This is a genomic window from Chryseobacterium shigense (assembly GCF_014207845.1).
Classification (GTDB): Bacteria; Bacteroidota; Bacteroidia; order Flavobacteriales; family Weeksellaceae; genus Chryseobacterium; species Chryseobacterium shigense_A.
Map to the genome: position 1 here is coordinate 397,213 of NZ_JACHLC010000002.1, position 25,028 is coordinate 422,240.

General features: G+C 36.2%; 20 protein-coding genes and 1 pseudogene. 5 read left to right on the top strand and 16 right to left on the bottom strand.

Annotation, left to right across the window (positions count from 1 at the left end):
- Nucleotides 1-24 precede the first annotated feature (24 nt).
- The 7 genes and pseudogenes from HNP36_RS11610 to rpiB all read right to left on the bottom strand — a co-directional run bounded on the left by HNP36_RS11610 (nt 25) and on the right by rpiB (nt 6,328).
- Nucleotides 25-396 (bottom strand): YraN family protein, encoded by a 372-nt coding sequence (locus tag HNP36_RS11610; RefSeq protein WP_184163405.1) that lies wholly within the window; start codon nt 394-396, stop codon nt 25-27.
- 13 nt (nt 397-409) lie between these two features.
- Nucleotides 410-760 (bottom strand): hypothetical protein, encoded by a 351-nt coding sequence (locus HNP36_RS11615; RefSeq protein WP_184163408.1) that lies wholly within the window; start codon nt 758-760, stop codon nt 410-412.
- 21 nt (nt 761-781) lie between these two features.
- Complete coding sequence (locus HNP36_RS11620) at nt 782-1,711, bottom strand: LD-carboxypeptidase (protein ID WP_184163411.1); 930 nt, start codon at nt 1,709-1,711, stop codon at nt 782-784.
- Nucleotides 1,708-2,394 carry a LysE family translocator gene (locus HNP36_RS11625; RefSeq protein ID WP_184163414.1) on the bottom strand — a complete coding sequence of 229 codons (687 nt, stop codon included), beginning with the start codon at nt 2,392-2,394 and terminating at the stop codon, nt 1,708-1,710. Before HNP36_RS11625 ends, HNP36_RS11620 begins: the two co-directional genes overlap by 4 nt.
- A 62-nt stretch (nt 2,395-2,456) precedes the next feature.
- Nucleotides 2,457-4,613 carry a ribonuclease R gene (gene rnr, locus HNP36_RS11630; RefSeq protein WP_184163417.1) on the bottom strand — a complete coding sequence of 719 codons (2,157 nt, stop codon included), beginning with the start codon at nt 4,611-4,613 and terminating at the stop codon, nt 2,457-2,459.
- 634 nt (nt 4,614-5,247) lie between these two features.
- Nucleotides 5,248-5,517 (bottom strand): annotated as a pseudogene (locus HNP36_RS11635) (thrombospondin type 3 repeat-containing protein); the annotation flags it as partial.
- 376 nt (nt 5,518-5,893) lie between these two features.
- Nucleotides 5,894-6,328: a ribose 5-phosphate isomerase B gene (gene rpiB / locus HNP36_RS11640; RefSeq protein ID WP_184163420.1), complete on the bottom strand. Its 435-nt coding sequence runs from the start codon at nt 6,326-6,328 to the stop codon at nt 5,894-5,896.
- A gap of 555 nt (nt 6,329-6,883) precedes the next feature.
- Here rpiB and HNP36_RS11645 point away from each other — a divergent pair.
- Nucleotides 6,884-8,074 carry a phosphoglycerate kinase gene (locus HNP36_RS11645; RefSeq protein WP_184163423.1) on the top strand — a complete coding sequence of 397 codons (1,191 nt, stop codon included), beginning with the start codon at nt 6,884-6,886 and terminating at the stop codon, nt 8,072-8,074.
- A 553-nt stretch (nt 8,075-8,627) separates the two neighbouring features.
- Here the strand turns inward: HNP36_RS11645 and HNP36_RS11650 are convergent.
- The 6 genes from HNP36_RS11650 to HNP36_RS11675 all read right to left on the bottom strand — a co-directional run bounded on the left by HNP36_RS11650 (nt 8,628) and on the right by HNP36_RS11675 (nt 17,308).
- A complete protein-coding gene (locus HNP36_RS11650; protein WP_184163426.1) occupies nt 8,628-9,449 on the bottom strand; it encodes a class I SAM-dependent methyltransferase in 822 nt (273 codons plus the stop codon).
- A 113-nt stretch (nt 9,450-9,562) separates the two neighbouring features.
- A complete protein-coding gene (gene mnmG / locus HNP36_RS11655; RefSeq protein ID WP_184163429.1) occupies nt 9,563-11,425 on the bottom strand; it encodes a tRNA uridine-5-carboxymethylaminomethyl(34) synthesis enzyme MnmG in 1,863 nt (620 codons plus the stop codon).
- A gap of 150 nt (nt 11,426-11,575) precedes the next feature.
- The gene (gene ybeY / locus HNP36_RS11660) at nt 11,576-11,995 is read right to left on the bottom strand and encodes an rRNA maturation RNase YbeY (protein ID WP_184163432.1); all 420 of its coding nucleotides are present in this window, start codon (nt 11,993-11,995) and stop codon (nt 11,576-11,578) included.
- Nucleotides 11,996-11,999: 4 nt separating this feature from the next.
- The gene (locus HNP36_RS11665; protein WP_184163435.1) at nt 12,000-14,156 is read right to left on the bottom strand and encodes a patatin-like phospholipase family protein; all 2,157 of its coding nucleotides are present in this window, start codon (nt 14,154-14,156) and stop codon (nt 12,000-12,002) included.
- A gap of 2 nt (nt 14,157-14,158) precedes the next feature.
- The gene (locus tag HNP36_RS11670; protein ID WP_184163438.1) at nt 14,159-16,606 is read right to left on the bottom strand and encodes a bifunctional UDP-N-acetylmuramoyl-tripeptide:D-alanyl-D-alanine ligase/alanine racemase; all 2,448 of its coding nucleotides are present in this window, start codon (nt 16,604-16,606) and stop codon (nt 14,159-14,161) included.
- Nucleotides 16,607-16,717: 111 nt separating this feature from the next.
- The gene (locus tag HNP36_RS11675; protein ID WP_184163441.1) at nt 16,718-17,308 is read right to left on the bottom strand and encodes a thymidine kinase; all 591 of its coding nucleotides are present in this window, start codon (nt 17,306-17,308) and stop codon (nt 16,718-16,720) included.
- A 124-nt stretch (nt 17,309-17,432) separates the two neighbouring features.
- Here HNP36_RS11675 and HNP36_RS11680 point away from each other — a divergent pair, with 124 nt between their 5' ends.
- From HNP36_RS11680 to fabG, 3 genes are all read left to right on the top strand, one after another.
- Nucleotides 17,433-18,869 (top strand): hypothetical protein, encoded by a 1,437-nt coding sequence (locus HNP36_RS11680; RefSeq protein WP_228456352.1) that lies wholly within the window; start codon nt 17,433-17,435, stop codon nt 18,867-18,869.
- 2 nt (nt 18,870-18,871) lie between these two features.
- Entirely contained in the window at nt 18,872-19,546 is a 675-nt protein-coding gene (rsmI, locus tag HNP36_RS11685) for a 16S rRNA (cytidine(1402)-2'-O)-methyltransferase (protein WP_184163447.1), read from the top strand.
- 357 nt (nt 19,547-19,903) lie between these two features.
- Nucleotides 19,904-20,647: a 3-oxoacyl-[acyl-carrier-protein] reductase gene (gene fabG, locus HNP36_RS11690; RefSeq protein WP_184165193.1), complete on the top strand. Its 744-nt coding sequence runs from the start codon at nt 19,904-19,906 to the stop codon at nt 20,645-20,647.
- Between the two features lie 126 nt (nt 20,648-20,773).
- On the opposite strand, the gene HNP36_RS11695 is transcribed toward fabG, so the two are convergent.
- The 3 genes from HNP36_RS11695 to surE form a co-directional block, all read right to left on the bottom strand.
- Nucleotides 20,774-21,814 (bottom strand): GMP reductase, encoded by a 1,041-nt coding sequence (locus tag HNP36_RS11695; protein WP_184163450.1) that lies wholly within the window; start codon nt 21,812-21,814, stop codon nt 20,774-20,776.
- Between the two features lie 195 nt (nt 21,815-22,009).
- Nucleotides 22,010-22,675, bottom strand: coding sequence for a GNAT family N-acetyltransferase (locus HNP36_RS11700; RefSeq protein WP_184163454.1), 666 nt, complete (start codon nt 22,673-22,675; stop codon nt 22,010-22,012).
- Nucleotides 22,675-23,445, bottom strand: a complete 771-nt coding sequence (gene surE / locus HNP36_RS11705) for a 5'/3'-nucleotidase SurE (protein WP_184163458.1) — start codon at nt 23,443-23,445, stop codon at nt 22,675-22,677. Before surE ends, HNP36_RS11700 begins: the two co-directional genes overlap by 1 nt.
- A gap of 336 nt (nt 23,446-23,781) precedes the next feature.
- On the opposite strand from surE, the gene HNP36_RS11710 reads away from it, so the two are divergent.
- Nucleotides 23,782-24,606 carry a hypothetical protein gene (locus HNP36_RS11710; protein ID WP_184163461.1) on the top strand — a complete coding sequence of 275 codons (825 nt, stop codon included), beginning with the start codon at nt 23,782-23,784 and terminating at the stop codon, nt 24,604-24,606.
- Nucleotides 24,607-25,028 lie beyond the last annotated feature (422 nt).

Consider the following 25,028-nt stretch of genomic DNA (forward strand, 5'->3'; position numbering starts at 1 on the left):
TATATTTTCAGGATTAACATTGTATCAGCCGGCATCAAATGCTTCAAAAGCATCAGTTATATGATCGATAACCAAGTTCTTTTTTTCGTCCGGAAGCACAGAGATAATATCAAATCTTACTTCACTGTTCTTGTTAAATTCTTCAAGATAATGATTGGCTGCAGCAACGATGGATTTAATCTTTGATTTGGTAACAGCTTCCTGGGGCAGCATAAAAGCATCTGTGGAACGGGCCTTTACCTCTACAATGATAATTAAATCATCTTTTTCAGCAATAATATCAATCTCAGCTTTCTGAAACCGGAAGTTTCGGACGAGTATTTTATAGCCTTTTTTCAAAAGAAAACCAGCGGCAAGATCTTCTGCCTTTTTCCCGAAATCGTTGTGATCTGCCATTAATAAGAGTCTTTTAGAATGATAAAAATTCGTCTTTGGTCAGTAGAACTTTTCTGTTCTTACAGTCCCAGTAAAATCTTGATTTCTTAGGTTTTTCGACTGAGGAACTGTCGTCAGCATATCTTATATTGTAGATTCTGATACCTTTTATCTTATTTTTCACATTGTTATTCTGATCAACAATACTGAAGGCATATTTGGTAGTAGTCGTTCTTTTGGATCCGCTTCTATACTCATACTGCAATATGCTTAAATTTTTATTGCAGATGCATTTTTCCTTATAGATTAATTTTGAATTAAAATCCGGGTTAAAACCTACATAAATAACAAAAACCAGAAGTCCTGTTGTTACTATGTATCCCATGATTTTAAAAAAATCCTTCATTTAAAATTCAATCTTAACCTTAGTACTAACCTGTAATTTCACGTTTCCACCAATAATCAATGGTCTGTTGTCTTTGATATGTCCGTTCGGAAATCCGAAAACAGCAGGAAATTTATATTTTGAAATTCTGTCTGAAATCAGCTTGTAGGCAAATTCATCGAAGCTTTCTTCATAGCTTTTGTTTTCTTTTTCATCACCCATATTGGTCATTCCACCAACGATAAGGCCTTTTATTTTATTGAAAACCCCGGCTAATTCCAGACTCATGATCATTCTGTCTAAAGCATAGAAATTTTCACCGATATCTTCGATAAATAAAATCTTATCTCTGAAATCAAAAGAGTATTTGGTTCCCAAAAGAGCATAAATCAGGGCTAAATTACCTCCAACCAATTCTCCTTCAATATTTCCCTGCTTATTAAATCCGTGAGATTTAAGAGCATATTTAGGGCTTTTTCCTTTTAAAATATCAAAGATCAGATCGTAGCTTTCATCAGTAACTCCAAAGCTGGATGTTTTGATGGTCTGCCCGTGAATAGATGCAAATCCTTTGTTCAGTAAATAACTTTGGATAACGGTATTATCTGAATAACCTATATACCATTTCGGGTTTTCGGTAAAGTTTTTCAGCTTCAGCCTTTGGATCAGGTGCTGGCATCCGTACCCGCCTCTGGAAGCCCAGACTGCAGAGATTTCATTATCGTTTAAGGCCCAGTTGATATCTTTCAGCCTTTCTTCTTCAGTGCCGGCATAGTTATAGCCGTTTGAAAATTTAGTGTAAAGATGTTGACCAAGAACAGGTTCAAATCCTCTGTTTTTAATCATTTCTATCCCTTTTTCAAGCTGAGTGGTATCTACAGCTCCGGCAGGGGAAATAACGGCTATTTTAGCTCCTTTTTTAAAGGGTTTTGGAAATATTATTTTTTTCATTTTGTTTTTTGATACTTGATTTCTTTTTTCTCAGCTTCTTCCAGGCGTTTATCGAACTGATTGAATTTTTTAAAGCTCTGCAGGAATATAAAGAAACTGAAAACAATCAGAATCCCGCCAACAACTCTTCTGATCTGGTTGGCAAGCTTCTGGGTAAGTTTATCGTGAAATTGTTTGGCAAGGAATATTTTAGCCAGATCAATACATAAATAGGTACCGATAACGATGCTTATGTATAAGATGAAACTGCTGGTATCAGGATACTGGTTTCTTACGGAAATTACCGTAACCAGCCAGAAAAGAATAACCCCTACATTTAAAAGATTAAAGAAAAAACCATTGAAGAACGTTTTAAAATAGTTCTGTCCAATGATTCTTTCTTCGCCGGGCATGTGCATTTTGGTCTTGGTGACCATCATAACGATCCCGTATACAAAAATAAGAATAGAGGTGATCCTGTAAAATCCGGGATGTTTATCTATTAAAGTAACAATGTCCGCACTTGCATAATAGGCAGCAACAATGCATAACAAATCTGCTGTAATTACTCCGAGATCCAATGCCAGAGCATGTCTTGGCCCTCTGGAGAAGCTGGTTTCAATTAAAAGGAAAAAAATAGGTCCTATAAAAACCAGGCTCAGCATAAATCCTAAGACAATGGCAGAAAGTACAAGTTCAAACATTCAATAGTATTTTAAATGAAAAAATTCATCCCATTTATACAAAGTTAGACTTTATGATTTAATTAATCAACAATCTTAAAGTCCAACTGTTTTTGAATAAGGTTTGCTTTTACCACTTTGATCATCACTTCATCACCCAGCTGGTATTTTTTACCGGTTCTGTTGCCGTAAACGGCATGGGTCTTGCCATCGTATGAATAGGAATCATCCACAAGGTCTCTTAATTTGATGAGGCCTTCTGCACCGTTTTCCGGTATTTCAACCCAGAATCCAAATTCTGCAACCCCTGAAATAACTCCTCTGAATATTTCTCCAAGATGTTTTTCCATAAATTTAACCTGCATAAACTTGATGGAATCTCTTTCTGCATCGGCAGCAAGTCTTTCCATAGAACTGCAGTGTTTTGCTTTTTCTTCAAGTTCCTGCTTGCTCGGAGATTTTCCTCCGTCAAGATAATGCTGTAAAAGACGGTGGGCAAGAAGGTCAGGATAACGTCTGATAGGAGAGGTGAAGTGGCTGTAATACTCAAAACCAAGACCGTAATGGCCGATAGGTTCTGTAGAATATACTGCTTTACTCATACTTCGCATAGCCAGTGTTTCAATCATGTTTTCTTCGCCTTTTCCTTTAACGTCATGAAGTAGATTATTCAGGGATTCTGCTACTTTTTTGGTATTGTCAAGGTTCATTTTATACCCGAAAGTGGATACAAAATCTCTCAAAGCTTCCAGTTTTGCCGGATCCGGATCATCATGGACTCTGTAGATGAAGGTATTGTTTGTTACACCGCCTTTGTTTGTTAATGATACAAACTCGGACACCTTCTTATTAGCCAGAAGCATGAATTCTTCGATCAGGTGATTGGAATCTTTGCTTATTTTAAAGTAAACTCCCACCGGTTCATTATTTTCATCCAGGTTGAATCTTACTTCACTTCTGTCAAATGTAATGGCCCCGTTTTTCACACGCTGGTCACGCATGATTTTAGCCAGTTTATCTAGTGTATTGATTTCTTCTGCAAGATCTCCCTGTCCCGTTTCTATACGTTCCTGAGCTTCTTCATAGGTAAATCTTCTGTCTGAATGTATTACTGTTCTTCCGAACCATTGTTTCTGAATTTCTGCTTTATCATTCAGCTGGAAAACTGCGGAGAAAGTATATTTATCTTCATTAGGGCGAAGTGAGCATACATCGTTACTCAAAACTTCGGGAAGCATTGGAACCACACGGTCTACAAGATATACGGAAGTTGCTCTTTTGTAAGCTTCATCATCCAGAATTGTTCCGGGAACAACGTAATGGGAAACGTCTGCAATGTGAACTCCGATCTCCCAGTTTCCGTTTTCCAGTTTTCGGATGGAAAGGGCATCATCAAAATCTTTTGCATCTTTAGGGTCAATGGTGAAAGTACAGATATCACGCATATCCCAACGTTTTGCAGCTTCTTCATCTGTGATCCTTCTGTCTATTTTATCTGCATCAAGCTCAACTTCCTGTGGAAATTCATAAGGAAGTCCGTATTCGGCAAGGATAGAGTGAATTTCTGTTTCATGCTCACCCGGAGCACCCAATACCTGGATGATTTCTCCTTCAGGGTTTTTATCACCCGGTCTCCATTCTGTCATTTTTACAATGACTTTATCACCGTTTTCAGCACCTCCGAATTTCGTTTTCGGGATAAAAATATCTGTATTGATCGTTTTTTTATCACAAACTACAAACCCAAAATCTTTGTGGGTAACCAGCTGGAATGTTCCTACAAACTCGGTTCTGTTTCTCTCAAGAACTTCAAGTACGGATCCTTCCAGTTTCTTTCCTTTGAAATGATAGGTTATAATCAGAACTTTATCGCCCTGTAATGCATCCTTCACGTTTTTGGAATGAATAAAGATATCGTCTTCCACTCCTTCCACACTAACGTAGGCATTACCGGACTGGTTGAAATCAATGATTCCTGTTAAAGTTCCTGCAATTTTAAGGTTTACAATGTATTTACCTTTTTCCACTTCTTTGATCTTTTCAGATCCCTGAAGTTTATGGAGAGCCTGGATTACCTGCTCTCTCTGTCTTGGATTTTTATAATCTATTCCGTCTGCAATCTGCTTATAATTATAGATTTTTGACGAATCGGCATTCATAAAACGCAGGATATGTCTTCCGATATCCATGAGTTTCTGCTCGTTTTTATGACTTATATATTTACCTTTTTTTCTTGGCATTTTAATTTTCTTTTTTTGTTTCAATAGTTGTCCATTGGTTATTAACGTATTGATATATTATTATATACTTTTCGCCGTATTTATTATCAGCATTTGTATACAATACCATTACCTTAATTTTATTTTCAAAATCATTCTTTAAAATTTTGATAAACAGACTATTGTATTTATTAATTTTTATTTGACTGTTCTTAAGCTTTGGATATAATACTGCTTCTTTTTCGATCTTATTTTTATCCAAAATCTTTACAGGTTTACTAACTTCATTCAAAATAAGATCTTTCTCATATTGTAAACCGCTTCCTTCACCTTCCCTATTTATTCCAAAAATTATATTTTTTGGCAGTGCATCATATATTTTCGTGACTGCTTTATCATTCCAAAAATCTTCTGTGGAATAAACCGGAGTTTCACGATCATAATAAGAAGGACAATAATAATTCTTTCCTGTTGTTGTTCCACAAGTAACCATTTGATTTTTGAAAAAAATAACAACATTATCTTCTTTGAGTAATTTTAAATTAATGTCGTTAATAATTTTATCCTGTAGTTTATCGTAGTCTGCAAACTTCGATTCTTCCTGAAATTTCTTTAGTATGATCTGTGCTTCTTCATATAATTTTTTACAATCCTCTTTCATGCAGCCATTTTTATAAGGATCATCTGAAGCATAACCAAAATCTGCAGGACAGGCATCATCTTTATCCAATACACCATCTCCGTCATAATCATACCAGGGACAGCCATTGTTTTCTATTTCTCCTATCAAATCGGGGCAAAGATCATCTTTATCTCTAACGCCATCACCGTCTTTGTCAGGCCATGGACACCCATTATTTTCGGCAGAACCAGCAGTTTCGGGACACTGATCCAAGTAAAACAAAGTGCCATCTGCATCCTTATCAGAGAGACATATCTTTTTACTGTTTTCCTTTCCGCATTTCTTAAAAGCATCTTTATCCGTTATTTCCTGGGCATGGAAACAACTTATTACAAAAAATAATACAGCAGATACTTTTATCTTCATTCAGTCTTTACATTTTTTTTTATTAAATCAACACAATCAATTTTCCTTCCAATTTACTTATAATGGAAACTTTAGTTTGTATAAAATTACTACAAATATGGAGAAGAGGGGAGAAAAACCTTTGATTAAATATCTTTTAAATATTTCAGGTCCGGTATGGAAATAATAGACTGGTAATTTCTATTAACTGCTGCAAATGTACAAAATAAAAAATAAATAAGGCCTGTAATTTGATTTACAGGCCTTTATATATTTAGCAGACAGCTATTTTATCTACTCTGTTCTGGTGTCTTCCACCTTCAAAATCTGTGGAAAGGAATTTTTCAGCAATTTCTACAGCTAATTCTTTAGAAATGAATCTTGCCGGCATAGAGATCATATTGGCATCATTATGCTGTCTTGCCAGTACAGCAATCTCCGGCATCCAGCAAAGTGCGCATCTTATTTTCTGATGTTTGTTGGCTGTAATCTGAACTCCGTTTCCACTTCCGCAGATTAAAATCCCCAGTTCGTTCTCTCCGTTTTCTACAGATGTTGCTGCAGGATGAACAAAGTCCGGATAATCCACACTGTCTGTGGAAAACGTGCCAAAATCCTGAACATCAAACTTTTCCGAAAGATAGTTTTTAACAATCTCCTTGTATTCATAGCCTGCATGGTCTGCAGCAATAGCTATTTTTCTTTTCATAATACTCTTATTAGGTCTTTTTAGATTTTATTTCATGACAAAGGTAAGAATAATAACAAGGTGAGTGAATTGTTCGGGAGTAAATTGTGAAAAGCAATGTGAATAACTGTGGAAAAGTTTTTTCAACTTTCTGTTTTTAGAGATGAATTTATTTCGTAATGGGAAATTTATTTGAAAATTTTAATCACAATTTCAAAAATGTTTTCTCCACTTAATCCGAAGTTTTTCCATAATAAAATAACTAATAATGGTTTTTAAGGGAAGTTATTCACATTTGTGAATAAGTCTATGAATAGACAGGTTTTCAAGATATTATAATGTGAATTAAATATGAATTGAATAAAAATTATTTGTTACCTATTATTCAGTTAAAACTTATCCCCGAAACTAACAATACTCAACAACAACTACATTATTTCTTTTTTTTAAGAGAAAAAAAATTGTTGATTAATGGGTGAATGGGGATGGGGAAAGTTTTCCAAAACTTTTGTTTTAATGGTTCCGTTCAAAATGTTTAAAAGCTTACATTTGTGAAACGAAAATTCAAAGATACTTATGAAAACAATCAATGATTTCAATTTTAAAGACAAGAAGGCTCTGGTAAGAGTGGATTTTAATGTTCCGCAGGACGATCAGCTTAAGGTGACTGACAATACAAGAATTGTAACTGTAAAACCTACGGTTGAAAAAATTCTTAATGATGGAGGTGCTGTGATCTTAATGACACACCTTGGAAGGCCGAAAGGAGAGGTGAAAGATGAATTTTCTCTTAAGCACATCGTAAATGAGGTATCTGCTGTTCTTGGAAAAGAAGTTAAGTTTGTGGATGAATGTATCGGGGAAAAGGCTGAAAAGGTGGCTTCTGAGCTTCAGCCGGGAGAGATCTTACTGTTGGAGAACCTGCGTTTTCATAATGAAGAAGAAAAAGGAGATGAAGGATTTGCACAGCAGCTTGCCAAACTTGGCGATGCTTATGTAAATGATGCTTTCGGTACAGCACACAGGGCACATGCTTCTACAGCTGTTATTGCTCAATATTTCGAATCAACTAAATTTTTCGGTTTATTGATGGCTAAAGAGCTTCAGGCGATCGATAAAGTTTTAAGAAAAGGAGAAAAGCCTGTAACTGCGATACTTGGTGGTTCGAAAGTTTCAACTAAAATTACCATTATAGAAAATATACTTCCTGCAATTGACAATCTGATCATCGGAGGCGGTATGGCATTCACTTTCATTAAAGCCTTAGGCGGAAAAATAGGAAACTCTCTGGTAGAAGAGGATAAACTTCCATTGGCTCTTGAAATTCTTGGAAAAGCGAAAGAGAATAATGTAAAAGTATATCTTCCTTCAGATACTATTATTGCTGAAGCTTTCAACAATGATGCAGAAAGAAAAGAAGCAGATATTTACGCTATTCCTGAAGGATGGATGGGACTTGATGCCGGCCCCAAATCAAGGGATCAGTTCAATGATGTACTTTTAAATTCCAGAACAATACTTTGGAACGGACCAATCGGTGTTTTTGAAATGTCCAACTTTGCAGCAGGAACAGTTGCTTTAGGAGACAGTATTTCTGAAGCAACGAAACTGGGAGCTTTCTCTTTAGTAGGAGGAGGGGACAGTGTTGCTTTTGTGAAGCAGTTTGGTTATGATGACAAAGTGAGTTATGTTTCTACAGGAGGAGGTGCGATGCTTGAAAGCCTTGAAGGTTTGGAACTTCCCGGAGTTGCTGCGATCAACAAATAGATTTTAAATTTTTATATATAGGAGACCGTCATTACTGGCGGTCTTTTTATTTTTCAGTTATTTTAAATTTTGAATGAAATTTATAGATTTTTAAAATTCAGTACTGAGTTTTAGATTTTGTTAAAAGAATGTGGATATCTGTAGTTTCTATTAAGTTGTGTTAGGGAAGCGAGATTCTATTAAAACTCAAATTTAAAGATGTGATTTTTGAATTTGACATTTTAATGAATTTTAAAAATTATTGTTATAAAAGATAGAAATTATTTAACCAAAGATTATACAGATGGTATGTTTAAGAATTTGCAAGACTAAAAAAGTCTATCGTTATGAAATTGACATAAGCATCTGTGAAATCTGTACCATTTGTGATTATAAAAAAAATAACTAAGATTGAATGCTCTAATTACTTTTTTTGGAAAGAGTAGGGAAGGAGAATTTTTTTCTTGCTATTTTAAATTAAGAAAAGTAAAACCCGGAAAATTCTCCGGGTTTTTATTTTTTAGGTTGAAATGGACGAAAATTGACCTTCAGAAATGTGCCAAAAATCGATTTTCTATCTTTTTTCGATAATGTATATCAAACTTGAAAATTCGTTGGAAAAAAGTGCTTTTACGTTAGAAATCGTTCCATGGATGACCGCTTTTAGCCAAAATAGGGGTGATTTTTTATATTTTTCGCTTAACATTGAGATGTAAAAGGAGTCAAGTACCAAAGGTTTGATTTTTCTCATTTTCCAATCCGGCTTCTTGGAAATTAAATTTTCCATGCCGTTTTTGGAGAAATGATAAATATGTCTCGGCACATCATAAGCAGCCCAATATTCCTTGTAATGTTTTGCATCATAGGAAGTAGGGTTGGGAACAGCAATAATGAGAAGACCTTTATCTTTTAATTTCGTGTGAAATATTTCCAGCATTTCATCCTGATTTTCTATATGTTCAAATACGTGCCATAATGTAATGCCATCTAAACTGTTGTCAGGTATAGCCTGTATATTATCAAGTACAGTTGCTTTTGATATTTTATTCAGTGCAGCTTTCCTGGCATCTGCATCAGGTTCAAATCCAAAAGTTTCAAAATCATTTTCTATATATTTTACAAATTCTCCGGCGCCGCATCCGTAATCCAGAACTTTTGATCCTTTTTTAATCCTGTCTGCAAGAATATTTTTTTTGTATTTCAGATTAAAAGACTGCAGGAACTTATAAAGTTTTTCTTTTAAGCTTCCGGAATCCTGGTGGTGGGAAATGTAATCTTCACTTTCATAATATCTGGAAATGTTAGATGGAATAGGGGAGGTTTTGAAAACTCCCTGTGTTTCCGTTTCTTTAATTTCAAATATTTCCTGCGAAAGAAAATGATCCTTTATTTTCATGAAATTGTATCTTGATAATTAAAATTAAGGTATTTCAACAGTTTATTTAATGCTTAGAAACACCTTAATTTTTGCTTTAATTTATATATGTTTCACGTGAAACATTTTTTATTTTAACGCCCTAAATAGACCAGTAAAACATTGATATCGGCTGGAGAAACACCACTGATCCTGCCTGCCTGTGCAATAGTTTTTGGTCTTACATTAGACATTTTCTGTTTTGCTTCTGCAGAAAGGCTGGAAAGGCTTTTATAGTCGAAATCATCCGGAATTTTAATGTTTTCCAGACGGTTAAGTTTAGCTACATTTTCTTTTTCCTTTTCAATATAGCCTTTGTATTTAATGTTGATTTCTGCCTGTTCTCTTATTTCATCATTATATTGCGACGAAAATTCTTTAATGGAATCAATTTCATCCAGTTTTTCTAATGTGATATTAGGTCTGGTAAGGAATTGCGCAGCTTTATAAGCCTGATCTACAGGATTGCTTTCTGATTTTTCAAGAATAGGATTAATCATGCCGGGTTTTAAAGAAGTTTCTCTTAAAAACTCTTCAAGTTCCTGACTTTTAGATACTTTGGTTTCAACTTTTCTTAATCTTTCTTCTTTCGCAAGCCCTAAATCGAATGCTTTTCTTGTAAGCCTGATATCAGCATTGTCCTGTCTTAATAAAAGCCTGTATTCTGCACGTGAGGTGAACATTCTGTAAGGCTCTTCTGTTCCTTTTGTAATCAGATCATCGATCAGTACGCCGATATAAGCTTCATCTCTGTTCAGTATAAAATCTCCTTTTTCGTGTACTTTATTATGAGCATTGATACCGGCAATTAAACCTTGTCCTGCTGCTTCTTCATATCCTGTGGTACCGTTAATCTGGCCTGCAAAATATAAGTTATCGATCAATTTTGTTTCTAAAGTATGCTTTAATTGGGTAGGAGGGAAGTAATCATACTCAATAGCATAACCTGGACGGAATACCTTTACATTTTCAAAGCCGGGAATTTGCTTCATAGCTTTAATCTGTACATCTTCAGGAAGCGAAGAACTGAAGCCGTTAACGTATATTTCCACAGTTTTCCATCCTTCCGGTTCTACGAAAAGCTGATGTCTTGTTCTTTCTGCAAAACGATTGATCTTATCTTCTATACTTGGACAATATCTCGGGCCCAAGCTCTGGATTGTTCCGTTGAACATAGGACTCCTGTCGAAACCTTCACGTAAAATATCATGAACTGTTTCGTTGGTATATACAATATGACAGCTTAATTGTTTTGTAAGTTTCGGAGTATCCGTATAACTGAACTTTTGGGGATTTTCGTCTCCTTTCTGTTCTTCCATTTTGGAGTAATCGAGACTTCTTCCATCTACGCGGGGAGGGGTTCCTGTCTTCATTCTTCCTGCTTCGAAACCTAAACTTACAAGCTGTTCTGTAATTCCGAATGCTCTTGGTTCACCCATTCTTCCTCCGCCTAATTGTTTGTCTCCAACATGAATTAATCCATTCAGAAATGTACCATTGGTAAGAACTACGGATTTCCCTTTTATTTCAATTCCTAAAGAAGTAATAACTCCGGTTACCTTATTATTTTCTACAATAAGCTGTTTCACCATATCCTGAAAAAAATCAAGATTTGGAGTATTTTCCAGTGCCAGTCTCCATTCTTCTGCAAAAAGCATTCTGTCGTTTTGGGTTCTTGGAGACCACATGGCGGGACCTTTGGAAAGATTCAGCATTTTGAACTGGATCGCGGATTTATCTGCTACAATTCCGGAGTATCCTCCCATAGCATCAATTTCTCTTACGATCTGTCCTTTTGCGATTCCTCCCATTGCCGGGTTGCAGCTCATCTGTCCGATGGTCTGCATATTCATTGTAACAAGCAGTGTCTTTGAACCGAGGTTCGCGGCTGCAGCTGCAGCTTCACAACCTGCATGTCCGGCACCTACTACAATTACGTCATATATATCTGAAATCATTTTTATTTTGCTTATTTAAAGCCTTTAATTTTAATCTTTTCTATAAATGTTTCACGTGAAACATTTTTAGAGAATGCGCTCCAGATGAGCCTTTATTGTAGCTAAAATTGAATGCTTTACGGATTACTCTTTAAGTGATTCTTCAATTTATCAAGGATTTAATTCCTTAAATTTAGCCAGATATAAATCTTCCATTCTCCGCATCTCTTTCTCTTCTTCTTCCGTCTTATCCTTGTATCCCGCGAGGTGAAGGATGCCATGAGCAAGGACTCTTTTTAGTTCTTCCTCATAATCTCTGGATAGGGTAGAAGCGTTGTCTGAAATTCGCTGCAAAGATACGAAAATCTCTCCGCTTATTGTTTTACCTTTTACATAATCGAAAGTGATGATATCTGTATAATAATCATGCTGCAAATAATCCTGGTTGATCTTTAGCAGATATTCGTCATCACAGAAAATATAATTGATTTCACCCGTTTTTTTTCCTTCTGAAAGAATAATATCTTCCAGCCATTTTTGATAATCTGTATTCACAGATTCCTGTAAGTTTTCGTAAAAGAATTGTATCATTGTATTAAAACCAGTGCCCTAAAATAACACTGAATATGCCTTTTTGATTGTTTTTAAGTGAATGGCTAAAGTTGATTTTGATCTGCCCGAATGGAGATTTATATCCTGCTGTAAGTCCTACGGAGCTAAAGTTTACTTTAACTGCATCTTCGAAATTAATATCATCCGAAAGATTGGCAAAGCTGAAATTACCGCTCAGGAAATAGTTTTTATTGAATTTAAACTGGAGATCATTGGAAACAAGAATCACATTATCGGTGTTTAACTGTGCAAAATAGAAGCCTCCGAAGCTTTTGAAGTTGATCATATTCTGTTCGAAAATTCCTCCCAGCCTGTATTGGTAAAATTCCGGAAGATCATCACCAATTGTAATACCGCCATAAAGATTAAGGCGGTAGGAAAACTGCTTTGAAATGGGAACATTAATCCTGATATCAGCTTTTACCTGTATGATTCTTTTTTCAACCTCAGATTTCAGTAGATCTACTACTTTCCCTTCGGCATTGATATAAATACCTCTTGAAGGAAAATCTTTGTCGTTCTGCGTATCACTTTTCAGAAATACATAAGGATTTAGGAAACGCATATATCTTTCATGCTCTCCGTTTATTTCTGCACCGAAATAATCATGACTGATTCCGCCGCCAATAGCGAATTTATCCTTCCATATAGACTGTATAAAGGCCTCATTACGGAACCATTCCCATTTATCTACAATATTATTATCTACATTTTTAAGATCAAAGCTCATTCCGGAAGAATAAATACCAAATCCCGGAATATAACCGTTATCAATGAAATAATTCAGGTAATATCTGGGCTTGTCACCTACCACTACATCCAGAGACAGATTTGAATTTTTGAATAAAAGACGTTTTCCTGAATAATTCAGAAGAAGTCCTGTCTTGAAAACTTCATCATAATGCAATCCTACTTTTAAAAAGTGCCGGGCTTCATCTTCGGTGACGTAAAGCTTAAGGTAATTGGCATTATTTTCAGGAATGATATCATAATTAATAAATCGGTAATTATTGGTGGCAACCAGTTTATCTATTTTCTTATTGATAGAGCCATAAGTCTGCATTGAAGGCAAACGGAGTCCCATTTTTCCTAAGACGTAGTTTTTACCGTAAATACGGCCTCCATCCAATGAAATACTGTCAATCTTATACACATTGGAATATATGGGATTTACGCGCTCCCTGAGGCGGTCAAAAGGCCGTTTTGGAAGCTGGTCCAATATGGCTGTATATTTTTTTCCTTCCGCATAGCCACTGTCCAGAATTTTTTTCTTCTCATCATAGCTTGTTGCGGTCATCCCTTTTAGATTGGGTTTGATATTAATATCTGTGTATTTGTACTGTTTTCTGGTATCTCTCTTAATTCCGAAATCAATTACCTGGTTCAGAATTGATATGATATTACTTAAATCTTCTCTTTTCGACAAATCCTGGTTAAGATCCACACCTATCACGATATCGATACCTTTGTCCTTTAACGGCTTTGAAGGATAATTGACCGTCATGGCTCCGTCTATGTAAATGCTGTCGCCAATTTTTACAGGATCCATAAGAGAAGGGAAGGCAGAACTGGCCATAATAGACTGTACAAGATCTCCTTTCTCAAAAATTTCCATATTACCGCTTTCAAGATTGGTGGCTACACACATGAATGGAATCGGCAGTTTGGAAAAATCGTCAATATTGGAAACGTTTTTGAAAAGTTCTTTCAGGAGATAAACATTTCTCTGCCCTGAACTGATAGAAGAGGGAAGGGAGATTTTCCCATTTTTTAAAGGGATGGATAAAAGATATTTATCTACAGATTTATTAAAGAAAGAAGATTCCTGTCTGGATTTGGGATCCATAATCAGAGAATAGAAATCGGTATCCATTACAATCTTCTCTATTTCTTTTCCGGAATAGCCTGAAGCATACAATCCTCCGACAATAGCTCCCATGCTGGTTCCGGAGATATAATCGACTTTCACTCCCAATGAATCCAGAACTTTCAGCACTCCCACATGTGAAAAACCTTTGGCACCGCCACCGGCAAGTGAAAGGCCGATTCTCGGATTTTTCGGTATGACGAGATCCTTTTTCACTTGGGAATGGATCATCATAAGCTGGAATACGAAGAGAAGGATCAGGAGTTTTCTCATAACTAGTCTTTTATATAAATCCGTTTCACCCGGGGCGAAATGGAGGTTAACACTTCATAGGTTATTGTTTTGCAGTAGCCTGCGAATTCTTTTAAACTTGGTTTTGCATTAAATACGGTAACAGTATCACCTTCTTTTACATTGGGTATCTGGTCTACATTAATCATCATCATATCCATACAGATATTTCCAACAATGGGAGCCAGTATTTTGTTAATGCCCACATTTCCAACCTGGTTTCCTATCAGTCTCGGGATTCCGTCTGCATATCCTACAGGAATGGTAGCGATCTTTGCTGCATGATCCGGTTTGTATTTTCTGCTGTAGCCAACAGATTCTCCGGTGTCTACTGTTGATATCTGTGAAATTACGGTTTTAAAACTTACGACTGACTGAAGCTGTTTTTGTATTTCACTGTTTGGTGATTCTCCGATCATTCCAATCCCGATCCTTACCATGTCATACTGATGTGCTGTATAACTTGTTATTCCGGAAGAATTCAGGATATGACGGATAGGAGCGTAGCCCAGTTTTTCAATCAGATAAGAGGAATTTTTTTCAAAAACTTCAAGCTGTTTGAATGTAAATTCCTTTTCTTCAGGCATATCAGAAGAAGATAAATGACTGAATAAGCTCTGAACCTTTACATTTTTACTATTTAAAGTTTCACTGAGCTGGTCCAGTTCAAAATCTTTAAAACCAAGACGGTGCATCCCTGTCTCCAGTTTAATGTGGATAGGGTATTTTTTATCATAGCCGGATTTCTGTACGGCTTCATAGAACAGTTCCAAAACCCTGAAACTGTAAATTTCCGGTTCGAGGTTATATTCAATAATGGTTTCGTAGCTGTGCTGTTCAGGATTCATAACCACAATAGGAGTGGTGATCCCTTTTTTACGTAGTTCTACCCCTTCATCAGCGTAAGCAACCCCCAGATAATCAATATGATGGTGCTGCAGGAATTCAGAAATTTCATAACTCCCTAGTCCATAGGCATTGGCTTTTACCATAGCCATCATTTTTGTTCCCGGTTTCAGCAGTGATTTATGATAGTTGATGTTATGAAGGATGGCATTCAGATTGATTTCAAGTACGGTATCGTGTTTTCTGAGTTCAAGGATATCTTTAAGTTTTTCAATCTCAAATTTTCTTGCTCCTTTAAGCAGGATGATCTGGTTTTCAATTTCTGTAAGCTTTTTACTTTCAATGAGTTCCTGGGTGTTGACGAAAGTAGAAGTTTCAGCTTTAAATAGTTCACTAAACTTTGATATTTCATCACCGATCAGGAATACAGAATCAAAATTCTGATCATTCACCAGTTCTGAAACTTCCTCATAGAGTGCTTTGGAATTTGAATTTACACCTACAATATCTGTTAAAACCAACGATTTTTCAGGCTTATTATATTCATTCAGGAATTGAAGGGCAGTTTTCAGGGAATCCAGATCCAGGTTAAAGGAATCATTGATTACGATATTATTCTTAATTCCTTCAATAGCTTCAAGACGCATTTCTACGGCCTTCAGAGAATTAATTTTTTCAATGATCTTTTGAGTATCAATATTCAGTTCCTTTAAAACTGTGATCAAAGCCAGAGCATTCGTTAATGTGGCTTCATCTCTTTGATTAACAGGGAAAGAAAATTCTTCATCAAAATAAACTACTGTGATCTTTTCATCTTTGGAAGCACCTTCTTTGATGAAAACCTGGTTATCCTGCTTAAGCCCGTAAGAAATTAATTTCTTACTTGAATATAATTCTTTTATTTTATTGTTAACCAATGAATTGTCACCATTGTAAATAATAACTTCAGAGTCTTTGAAGAGCTTTATTTTTTCACTGATCAATTCATCTTCAGATTTAAAATTGGCAGCGTGGGCAGTTCCGATATGAGTAAGCAGTCCGATCTGAGGATGGAATATATTTTCCAGTTTTTCCATCTCGTGAGGCTTTGAAATTCCCACTTCAAAAATTCCAAGCTCGTAAGAACTGTTAATCTGAAGAAGGGAAAGGGGAAGGCCGATCTGGGAATTGAAACTCTTCGGGCTTTTAACGGTGGGGAATTCGTTCCAAAGACATTGGTAAAGCCATTCCTTTAAAATGGTTTTTCCGTTGCTTCCGGTAATTCCGATAGATTTCAGATGGGAGTTTTCGAAATGATATTTGGCAAGTTTCTGAAGAAAATCTACCGAATTTTCAACAATGATCCATGTTATGTTTTCAAACTGCGGGTACTGATGTTCAGAAATAATCACACCGATACCGCGGTCCACAGCAGATTCAATAAATTTTTCCCCGGAGTTTTTATGCGTATTAATTGCAATAAAAGCCGTATTTTTTGTTGAATAAATAATCCTGCTGTCAAACGCTATATTTCTGATCACTAAATCTTTATCCCCAATGATCTGTGCGTTGGTGATTGCTGCAATTTGTTTTACTGTATAGTTCATTGATACCTCCTTCTCTTTATTTCTGAATAAAACGGTTATTTAGCGAAAGCGGGAACGGATTTTATACAATATCCTTTTGCAGTTCCGCCTTTTTACGTTTTACAAATCTTATTATTTTTTCTTCTTTAAAAGTACTTCGTCTATAAAAACCCGGCGGCTCACCGCTTCATAGCTTTCTGTTTCGCCTAGCTCTACCAGGTTATTTCCCTGGGAAGTTCTCATAGAATAATTGGCCAGATTTCCTGTTCTCTTGCAAATGGCATGCACTTTCGTAACATACTCTGCGGTGGCCATCAGGTTGGGCATAGGTCCGAAAGGACGCCCCAGGAAATCCATATCAAGCCCTGCCACAACCACTCTTATTCCGCTGTTAGCAAGCTGGTTGGCGATGTCAACAATGCTTTCATCAAAAAACTGTGCTTCATCTATCCCTACTACATCGCAATTGGAAGCAAGCAGAAGAATTTCATTGGGATTATCTACTGCCGTGCTGCGGATTTTGTTCTGATTATGGGAAACAACATCTTCTTCAGAATATCGTGTATCCAGTCTCGGTTTAAAAATTTCCACGTTCTGTCCTGCCATTTCTGCTCTGCGTAATCTCCGGATCAGCTCTTCGGTTTTTCCCGAGAACATAGAGCCACAAATAACTTCCATCCAACCGCTTTGTTTGGAATGATTAATTGTATTTTCTAAAAACATTTGTTAAATTAGCCGTATATTTTTAAGATCAAAAGTAAGCAATTTTAATAAGATTCTTATTATGCAGAACATCCAAGATTTAAAGGAAAAAATTTTTTTTGAATCCAAAAATATCATTGATATTTTGGAAAAAATAAACAATGTGGACGAATTACTTTCCAAGCAGGATCTTGTAGATGAGCTTGCGAACAGGATCTCATTTTTGAGGCTTCTGGAAAAAAATATTGACTATTTTATTACGGATTCACAACAGAATTCAGATAATCAGTATGTTTCTTCAAGCCAGGATGATGGGCATGAATCCCACAATGAAGTGACGGAAGAGGAGGCAATTTTCAATAATGAATTTAATGAGATTGATGAAAACGAAGGTGAAAACTATTCAGTTGCATCACAGGATGAAGAGGAAAAATTTAATCATCAGCTTGATGAGATCGTAGAAAATGAATTCCATGAAAATATAATCAGTTTTGCAGAAGAAAATTACAGCAATGATTCTTCTGAAATGCTTCGGGAAAAAGCTTCTCACAACGAAGTTACGGAAGAAGAAGCTGTTTTCAACAATCAGCTGAACGAAATTGATGAAAATGAAACATTCAATACCCAGGAAAAAGTCTTCAGTTTTGTTGACGAAGAAAGAATCCTTGCCGGAGCCGAGCCGGATAATGATGAAGATCTGAATGAAGATTTATTCATTAATGAAATTACAGAAGAAGAGGCTGTTTTTAATAATCAACTCAATGAAATTGACGAAGATGAAGGGAACGTTTCACATGAAACAATTACTTCTGATGACCTTCAGGAAGAAACAAATTATACGTCAGTTACAGATAAAAACGGAGAGCAGGCAGAAAGAATTCCAAGCATCTTTGATAACGAAATGCTGGAAGATGAAATACTGATTGAGGAAAATGAAGAACAGTTCGTAGTATCTAATGTTACCATAGAACAGGGAGAAATGCTTACGGAAACTTCCAATGTGGAAAGTATTCTTAACGAAATAAAAAATGATCCTCCTGCAGAAGAAAAGCAGGAAACGATCCTTGCAGAAGTATATGACAGAAGAAAAATTGTTGAAATAGACAAGCCCCTTCCGGAAACTGAAAAAGAAAAACCTGCTTCTGATGAAAGTTTTGAGGATCTGGATGCTTACCAGCGAGAGAAAAAAATAAAACTGGCCAACATCAAGGGATTAAAAGCTGTGCAAACCCTTTTCGATGATGATCCCCTGGAAAGGGAAACTCCTCAGGAAAAACCAGTTCCTGAAGTGAAAGAAGAGCAGGGAAGCATTCTGAAAACAAATATTCCGACCAATTTCATGGAAGCGGATAAGGTAAAACCTGAGTTCAGGCTGGACCTGAATGACAGGATTGCTTTTTCAAAAATGCTCTTTGACGGAAGCCAGTCGGATCTGAATGAAACAGTAACCCGTCTGAACGGATTCAGAAATCTGGAAGAAGCAAAAGAATATCTCAGCGATCTTTATTATGAAAGGAAGTGGAATAAAGTAGATGAATATGCCCAGAGACTCTGGGTATTGGTAGAAAATAAATTCTTATAATTTTGAGCGGAATCTTATATTTTGTTCCCACACCGGTCGGGAACTTAGAAGATATGACTTTCAGGGCAGTAAAGGTCCTTAAGGAAGTTGATTATATTTTATGTGAAGATACAAGAACTTCAGGGATACTTTTAAAGCATTTTGAAATCTCAAAACCTTTGAAATCCTACCATCTCCATAACGAACACCAGGCTACGGAAAAAGTGATTGCCGACCTTAAAAGCGGCCAGAATATCGCTATTATTACCGATGCAGGAACTCCCGGAATTTCAGATCCGGGTTATCTTTTGGCAAAAGCAGGATCAGATAATGATATTGAAATGATTTGCCTTCCCGGAGCAACAGCCTTAATTCCCGCACTTGTAGTGTCCGGGCTTCCGAATAATGAATTCTTATTTGCCGGATTCCTGCCTCAGAAAAAAGGAAGGCAGACAAAACTGAAACAGTTGGCAGAAGAGAAGAAAACCATTGTTTTATATGAAAGCCCGCATAAGATCAATACAACGCTGGAGCAGATTAAAGAATTCTTTGGTGAAGAGACCAAAGCAAGTCTGAGCCGTGAAATTTCCAAAAAATTTGAAGAAACCAAAAGAGGAACGATCAATGAATTAATTGAATTTTCCAAAAGTAAAACTTTAAAAGGAGAGATTGTTCTTATCGTAAATAATTCTCTTTGAATTCATTTGGGAATTTAGTTTTCGCACCCAGGCCAATCAGCATTCCAAAATACTTTTATCAAAAAAAGATAAATAAAGTTCTATGCTTATTCTGAAGCATGGTGAACGGTTTATGATTCAAGTGTTATTGAAGAAGATATGAATTCTTATTTCACAAAATTTAAAAATCTGGGCAAGCGTTTTTAGGATATGATAAAAAACAGAGAAAAATTTTCACTAATTTGATGATTTGAAATGCATTGAATAACAAATTATAATATCTTTGCGCACTAATTAATTTGTATAAAATTAAATATGCTAAATTGCCGTTTTTAAAGACGCAAATATTTACCACGAATATAATTATCAAGAGATATGATGAAACTATTAGAAGGAAAAGTAGCACTAATTACCGGAGCTACAAGAGGAATCGGGAAGAAAATTGCTGAAATGTACGCTCAACAGGGTGCAAAAGTAGCATTTACCTATGCCGGCTCTGTAGAAAAAGCTAAGGAATTGGAAGCAGCTTTAAGTTCTGTAACCCAGATCAAAGGATATCAGTCTGACGCATCAGATTATGATGCAGCCCAGAAGCTAATTGATGATGTAATGGAAGAGTTCGGAAAAATTGATATTCTGATCAACAATGCAGGAATTACCAGAGACAACCTGCTGTTGAGAATGTCCAGGGAAGACTGGGATCAGGTAATGAGAATCAATCTGGATTCTGTATTTAACCTTACAAAAGCGGTAATCAAGCCGATGATGAAAGCTAAATCAGGATCTATTGTCAATATGACTTCTGTAGTTGGAATCAGCGGAAACGCAGGACAGTCCAACTATGCAGCTTCTAAAGCCGGAGTAATCGGGTTTACTAAATCTATTGCATTGGAATTAGGATCAAGAAATATCAGATGTAATGCAATTGCTCCGGGATTCACAGAAACTGAAATGACAGCGGATCTGGATGAAAAAACGCTTCAGGCATGGAGAGAAAGAATCCCTATGAAAAGAGCAGGACAGACAAGCGATGTTGCCAATGCCTGTATATTCTTAGGAAGTGAAATGTCCTCTTACATTACAGGACAAACCCTGAACGTAGACGGCGGAATGCTGACTTAAAAATAAATCTGTTTACACTTAAAAACCGGCTGCACATCATTTGTACAGCCGGTTTTTATTTATATAAGAATCAAAAAATCTGCTCGATCTGCAAAATCAGAGAGAACTTATCTTCCAATACATCCATTAATCTTTAAATATCTGGTTTTCCTGCTCCTGAACCCTGATAAAAGTAGTCCTTTTTGAAAGCTCCTTAAGCTTTGAAGCCCCTACATAAGTACATGTGGAACGTACACCACCCAAAATATCCTTTACCGTCTCCGAAACAGGGCCTTTATAAGCAGCTTTCACTGTTTTTCCTTCCGAAGCACGGTATTCTGCCACACCTCCGGAATGTTTATCCATCGCAGTTTTAGAACTCATGCCATAAAATAAACGAAACTTTTTGCCGTTTTCTTCAATAATTTCACCACCGCTTTCATCATGTCCTGCGAACATCCCGCCCAGCATAACAAAATCTGCACCTCCTCCGAAAGCTTTGGCCACATCACCCGGAACTTTACAGCCTCCGTCAGCAATAATATGTCCGCCTAAACCATGTGCAGCATCAGAACATTCAATAATAGCTGAAAGCTGAGGATAACCGACACCGGTTTTTACTCTGGTTGTACACACCGAACCTGGCCCTATGCCTACTTTGATGATGTCTGCACCTACCAAAAGGAGCTCTTCCACCATTTCTCCGGTTACCACATTTCCTGCCATAATGATCTTATCAGGAAAATTAGCCCTTGCTTTCTTCACAAATCCAACAAAATGTTCTGAATAACCGTTGGCTACATCTATGCAGAGAAATTCAATTTTTGGGTGCTTTTCGAGGATCAGGCGGAGTTTTTCCTCATCAGCCTTTCCTGTACCTGTACTTAATGCGATATACTGATAGATGCTTTCAGGCTGACTGTCCAGAAACTGGCTCCATTCTTCAGGGGTGTAATGCTTGTGAATGGCTGTAATAATTTTATCTTTCGCCAATTCTACTGCCATTTCAAAAGTTCCTACGGTATCCATATTGGCAGCGATCAGGGGAACGCCTCTCCATTTCTTTTTGGTGTGCCTGAAAGTGAATTCCCTTTCAAGGTCAACTTCCGAACGGGATTTTAATGTAGAACGTTTGGGGCGGAACATTACATCTTTGAACCCGAGCTTTATATCATATTCTATTCTCATAATCTGGAAAATTAATAAGAATAAATTTAGGGAAAAGTTTTAAGGAAAAATGGAAAAGAAAGGGTTTTATAAGTTTTTTAACCTGAATATGGATTAGGCTGGAAGAAAGAAGCTGGGAGAAGGAATTTTCTGAAAATATGTAGGCAAATCAGGGGTTAAATACCGGGTCTATTAAGATAAGAAAAAGGCGCAAAATTATCTTTTCATGCCCCATAAGTTTATTTTTCCTCTGTGCATAAAGCCCAGCTTTTCATACAATACTTTAGCTCCCGTATTACTTTCCGCAACATGCAGAAAAGGAGTTTTTCCGTCTTCAAAGATCTTTCCTGAAACAAAAGTTACCAGCTGTTTAGCCAGGCCTTTTCCCAGATGGTTCGTATCTGTAATTACGGCACTTACTTCCGTCATATCATTCATCTGCATTCTTTCACCTGTGACAGCCACTAATTTTCTGTCCTTAAAAATCCCGAAATAGCGCCCCAATTCCGGAGTCCTGGGTTTAAAATAGTGAGGATAGAACTTCATAACAAATTCCAGAAGCTCATCCTGATTTTCGTCTTTCAGTTCAATAATTTCTTCTGTAAGATCCATTTGAACTGGATTTTCCAGAATATACTGATCACATACAAGTAATGACAGATCAGTTTTTAGATTTCCCGGATCAGGTTTAGCCCCGAAAATCAGAAAATCATTACAGATTTCTGCATAATCAGTGATGTCTTTTTCTTTTGAAACTATAGCTGCACCACCGAAAGAAGCTACTTCAGGGTTATAGAATTTCGTGTCCCCAAAATTAAAGCAGAACTTTTCATGATATTCATTAAGTGAATGGTAAACAGGATTGTCTAGCTTTTCGTACATCAGTCGAAATTCATTACTTCTTCAAGCGTTTTCATATATTCATAAGCTGTAAGATCGAATTTTACAGGGACAATTGAAATATATCCGTTAGCGAGAGCCGTTTCATCAGCATCTTCAGAATCATCCATATTGTTGAAATACCCGGTCAGCCAGTAATATTTTTTTCCGTGGGGATTTACTCTTTCATCAAAGCTTTCTTCCCATTTTGCGTTGGCCTGTTTGCATACTTTTACGCCTTTGATTTCTCCTGTGGTTAGCTTAGGAATATTAACATTCAATACGATTCCTTTTGGCATTGGGTTTTCAAGAGTTCTTCTTACAATATTCTGTATATGTTGTTTTGCCTGGGTAAAATCGGCTTCCCAGCTGAAATCAAGAAGAGAAAATCCGATGGCAGGAATTCCTTCCACACCTGCTTCTACAGCTGCCGACATAGTCCCTGAATAAATCACGTTAATTGAAGAATTAGCCCCATGATTAATCCCCGAAACTACAATGTCCGGTCTTCTTGTAAGAATCTTGTCAAGAGCCATTTTCACACAGTCTACAGGGGTGCCGCTGCATGAAAAGTCAGTTTGCGGACCGTCAAGAGTTACTTCTTCGTAGCTTAATGTGGAATTGATTGTAATAGCGTGGCCTTTTCCACTTTGAGGAGAGTTGGGTGCAACAACTATAACTTCTCCTATTTCGTTCATGAATTGTATAAGGTTTCTGATACCAGGTGCGGTGATTCCATCGTCATTAGTTACCAGAATAAGTGGTCTTTCCATAAAATATTTTAATTTTTACAAATATACAATGTCAATTGTTCATATTGTAATTTTATCTTTTTTAAAAAACCTTTCTAAAAAAATAATTTCTCTTTTTAACACGACGAGTTCTGTCGTTTTCTTAATGGATATTTGCCCTAGAAAAAAAAACAGAAAATGCAAAATGATATTAAAAAGTAGAGTGGATATCCATTAGATAAGACACCATCTTAAAAAATAAAGCTAAATCTTCGAAAGGAGTATACTAAAAATAAACTTTTCAAAAATCTAAACAAACTGCTGAAGGTGAGAAGTGATAATCAAGCCTGCAGCATACAATTAAACAAATTTACGAAAATGAAATCAAAAGACGAATTAAAACAATTATTTGAAAACGGAGACAAACCCATACAAGAAAATTTTTGGGATTGGCAAGATTCCTATTGGCATAAAGAAGAAAAATTACCCTTAGAACAGGTCAATTATGATTTTTCACAAAAGGCGGATCTGGTAGACGGAAAAGTTCCTGCTTCCCAGCTTCCAGGTTATGTTGATGATATATTGGAATTTACAAATTTAGCAACTTTTCCAATTACAGGTGAGCAAGGAAAATTATATATGGCTTTAGATACGAATAAGTTATATAGATGGAGTGGTTCAATTTATGTAGATGTTACTCAACTGTCTAATTTGCAAAATGTTATGAATAATGGAAGCCATGCTACTTTACAAAATTCTAATTATTTATCTCAATCAGATTTTGACTCTTCCGGTATTCAATTTTTTGCCAACAGAACCAATGGAGTTTATGAATGGGGACAAATAACAGCTTCTGCAGGTAACGTTGTCTTAATGACAGGAGACAATAATTCAGGAAGTGGATTTGGGTATGGGGTATATGCAACAAATACTGATGGTTTACTCATATTTCCTAAAGAATTAAAAGCAGACTCATCTTTTACAAAAATATTAGTATCCAAACCTGATGGAACCATTGGACTAACAGATATTTCAAATACACAGGATAGTTTACAAACTGTTGTGGATAAAGGAAATACATCTAATAAAGATATTGAGATTTCATCTTCAACAAAAGGTCTTATTTTACACTCACCAAATGGAAGCAGATATAAAATATCAGTAAACAATTCAGGAGACTTAATAACAACTTTAATCCCTTAATTTGGGGTTGCTCCCTTTGTTGCGGTAAAATTCTTATACTCTTTATTTTTAAGAATATGAAAAGATCAGAAAAAAATTAAAGCTTAGTGTTTAAGGTTCAGGCAGTATATTTAAGTGGGCAGCGAGGCAATGTATCTTCGCTAGCTCAGGAATTGGGGATCTGCAGAGAAAGTCTGGTCAATTTGATAAAACTTCACAAAGAAAAAGAATACGCGAGTGAGTTTCTTGTCTAATTGTGAAATAACGATATTTTTTGCATCATTATTCCATGTGTAGACGCTATTTACAAAAATGAATCACTATTCCATTGTATTTCTTTTAACAAAAAAACTCAAAACTGTCCGATAATTATAAATAAGGTATTAAATTTGATAGTTTGTAACAGCGAATTAATTGCTGCTACTAATTATAGTACATTTTTA

What these genes read in the sequence shown, in the direction of transcription:
- rpiB (WP_184163420.1), bottom strand. Translation starts at nt 6,328, where the DNA reads ATGAAAAGAAAAATAGCTATTGCTGCAGACCATGCAGGCTATGAATAC.
- HNP36_RS11665 (WP_184163435.1), bottom strand. Translation starts at nt 14,156, where the DNA reads ATGAGAAAACTCCTGATCCTTCTCTTCGTATTCCAGCTTATGATGATC.
- fabG (WP_184165193.1), top strand. Translation starts at nt 19,904, where the DNA reads ATGAAACTATTAGAAGGAAAAGTAGCACTAATTACCGGAGCTACAAGA.
- HNP36_RS11620 (WP_184163411.1), bottom strand. Translation starts at nt 1,711, where the DNA reads ATGAAAAAAATAATATTTCCAAAACCCTTTAAAAAAGGAGCTAAAATA.
- HNP36_RS11615 (WP_184163408.1), bottom strand. Translation starts at nt 760, where the DNA reads ATGGGATACATAGTAACAACAGGACTTCTGGTTTTTGTTATTTATGTA.
- HNP36_RS11670 (WP_184163438.1), bottom strand. Translation starts at nt 16,606, where the DNA reads ATGAACTATACAGTAAAACAAATTGCAGCAATCACCAACGCACAGATC.
- rnr (WP_184163417.1), bottom strand. Translation starts at nt 4,613, where the DNA reads ATGCCAAGAAAAAAAGGTAAATATATAAGTCATAAAAACGAGCAGAAA.
- ybeY (WP_184163432.1), bottom strand. Translation starts at nt 11,995, where the DNA reads ATGATACAATTCTTTTACGAAAACTTACAGGAATCTGTGAATACAGAT.
- HNP36_RS11650 (WP_184163426.1), bottom strand. Translation starts at nt 9,449, where the DNA reads ATGAAAATAAAGGATCATTTTCTTTCGCAGGAAATATTTGAAATTAAA.
- HNP36_RS11710 (WP_184163461.1), top strand. Translation starts at nt 23,782, where the DNA reads ATGAAATCAAAAGACGAATTAAAACAATTATTTGAAAACGGAGACAAA.
- mnmG (WP_184163429.1), bottom strand. Translation starts at nt 11,425, where the DNA reads ATGATTTCAGATATATATGACGTAATTGTAGTAGGTGCCGGACATGCA.
- HNP36_RS11700 (WP_184163454.1), bottom strand. Translation starts at nt 22,675, where the DNA reads ATGTACGAAAAGCTAGACAATCCTGTTTACCATTCACTTAATGAATAT.
- HNP36_RS11675 (WP_184163441.1), bottom strand. Translation starts at nt 17,308, where the DNA reads ATGTTTTTAGAAAATACAATTAATCATTCCAAACAAAGCGGTTGGATG.
- HNP36_RS11610 (WP_184163405.1), bottom strand. Translation starts at nt 396, where the DNA reads ATGGCAGATCACAACGATTTCGGGAAAAAGGCAGAAGATCTTGCCGCT.
- surE (WP_184163458.1), bottom strand. Translation starts at nt 23,445, where the DNA reads ATGGAAAGACCACTTATTCTGGTAACTAATGACGATGGAATCACCGCA.
- HNP36_RS11695 (WP_184163450.1), bottom strand. Translation starts at nt 21,814, where the DNA reads ATGAGAATAGAATATGATATAAAGCTCGGGTTCAAAGATGTAATGTTC.
- HNP36_RS11645 (WP_184163423.1), top strand. Translation starts at nt 6,884, where the DNA reads ATGAAAACAATCAATGATTTCAATTTTAAAGACAAGAAGGCTCTGGTA.
- HNP36_RS11625 (WP_184163414.1), bottom strand. Translation starts at nt 2,394, where the DNA reads ATGTTTGAACTTGTACTTTCTGCCATTGTCTTAGGATTTATGCTGAGC.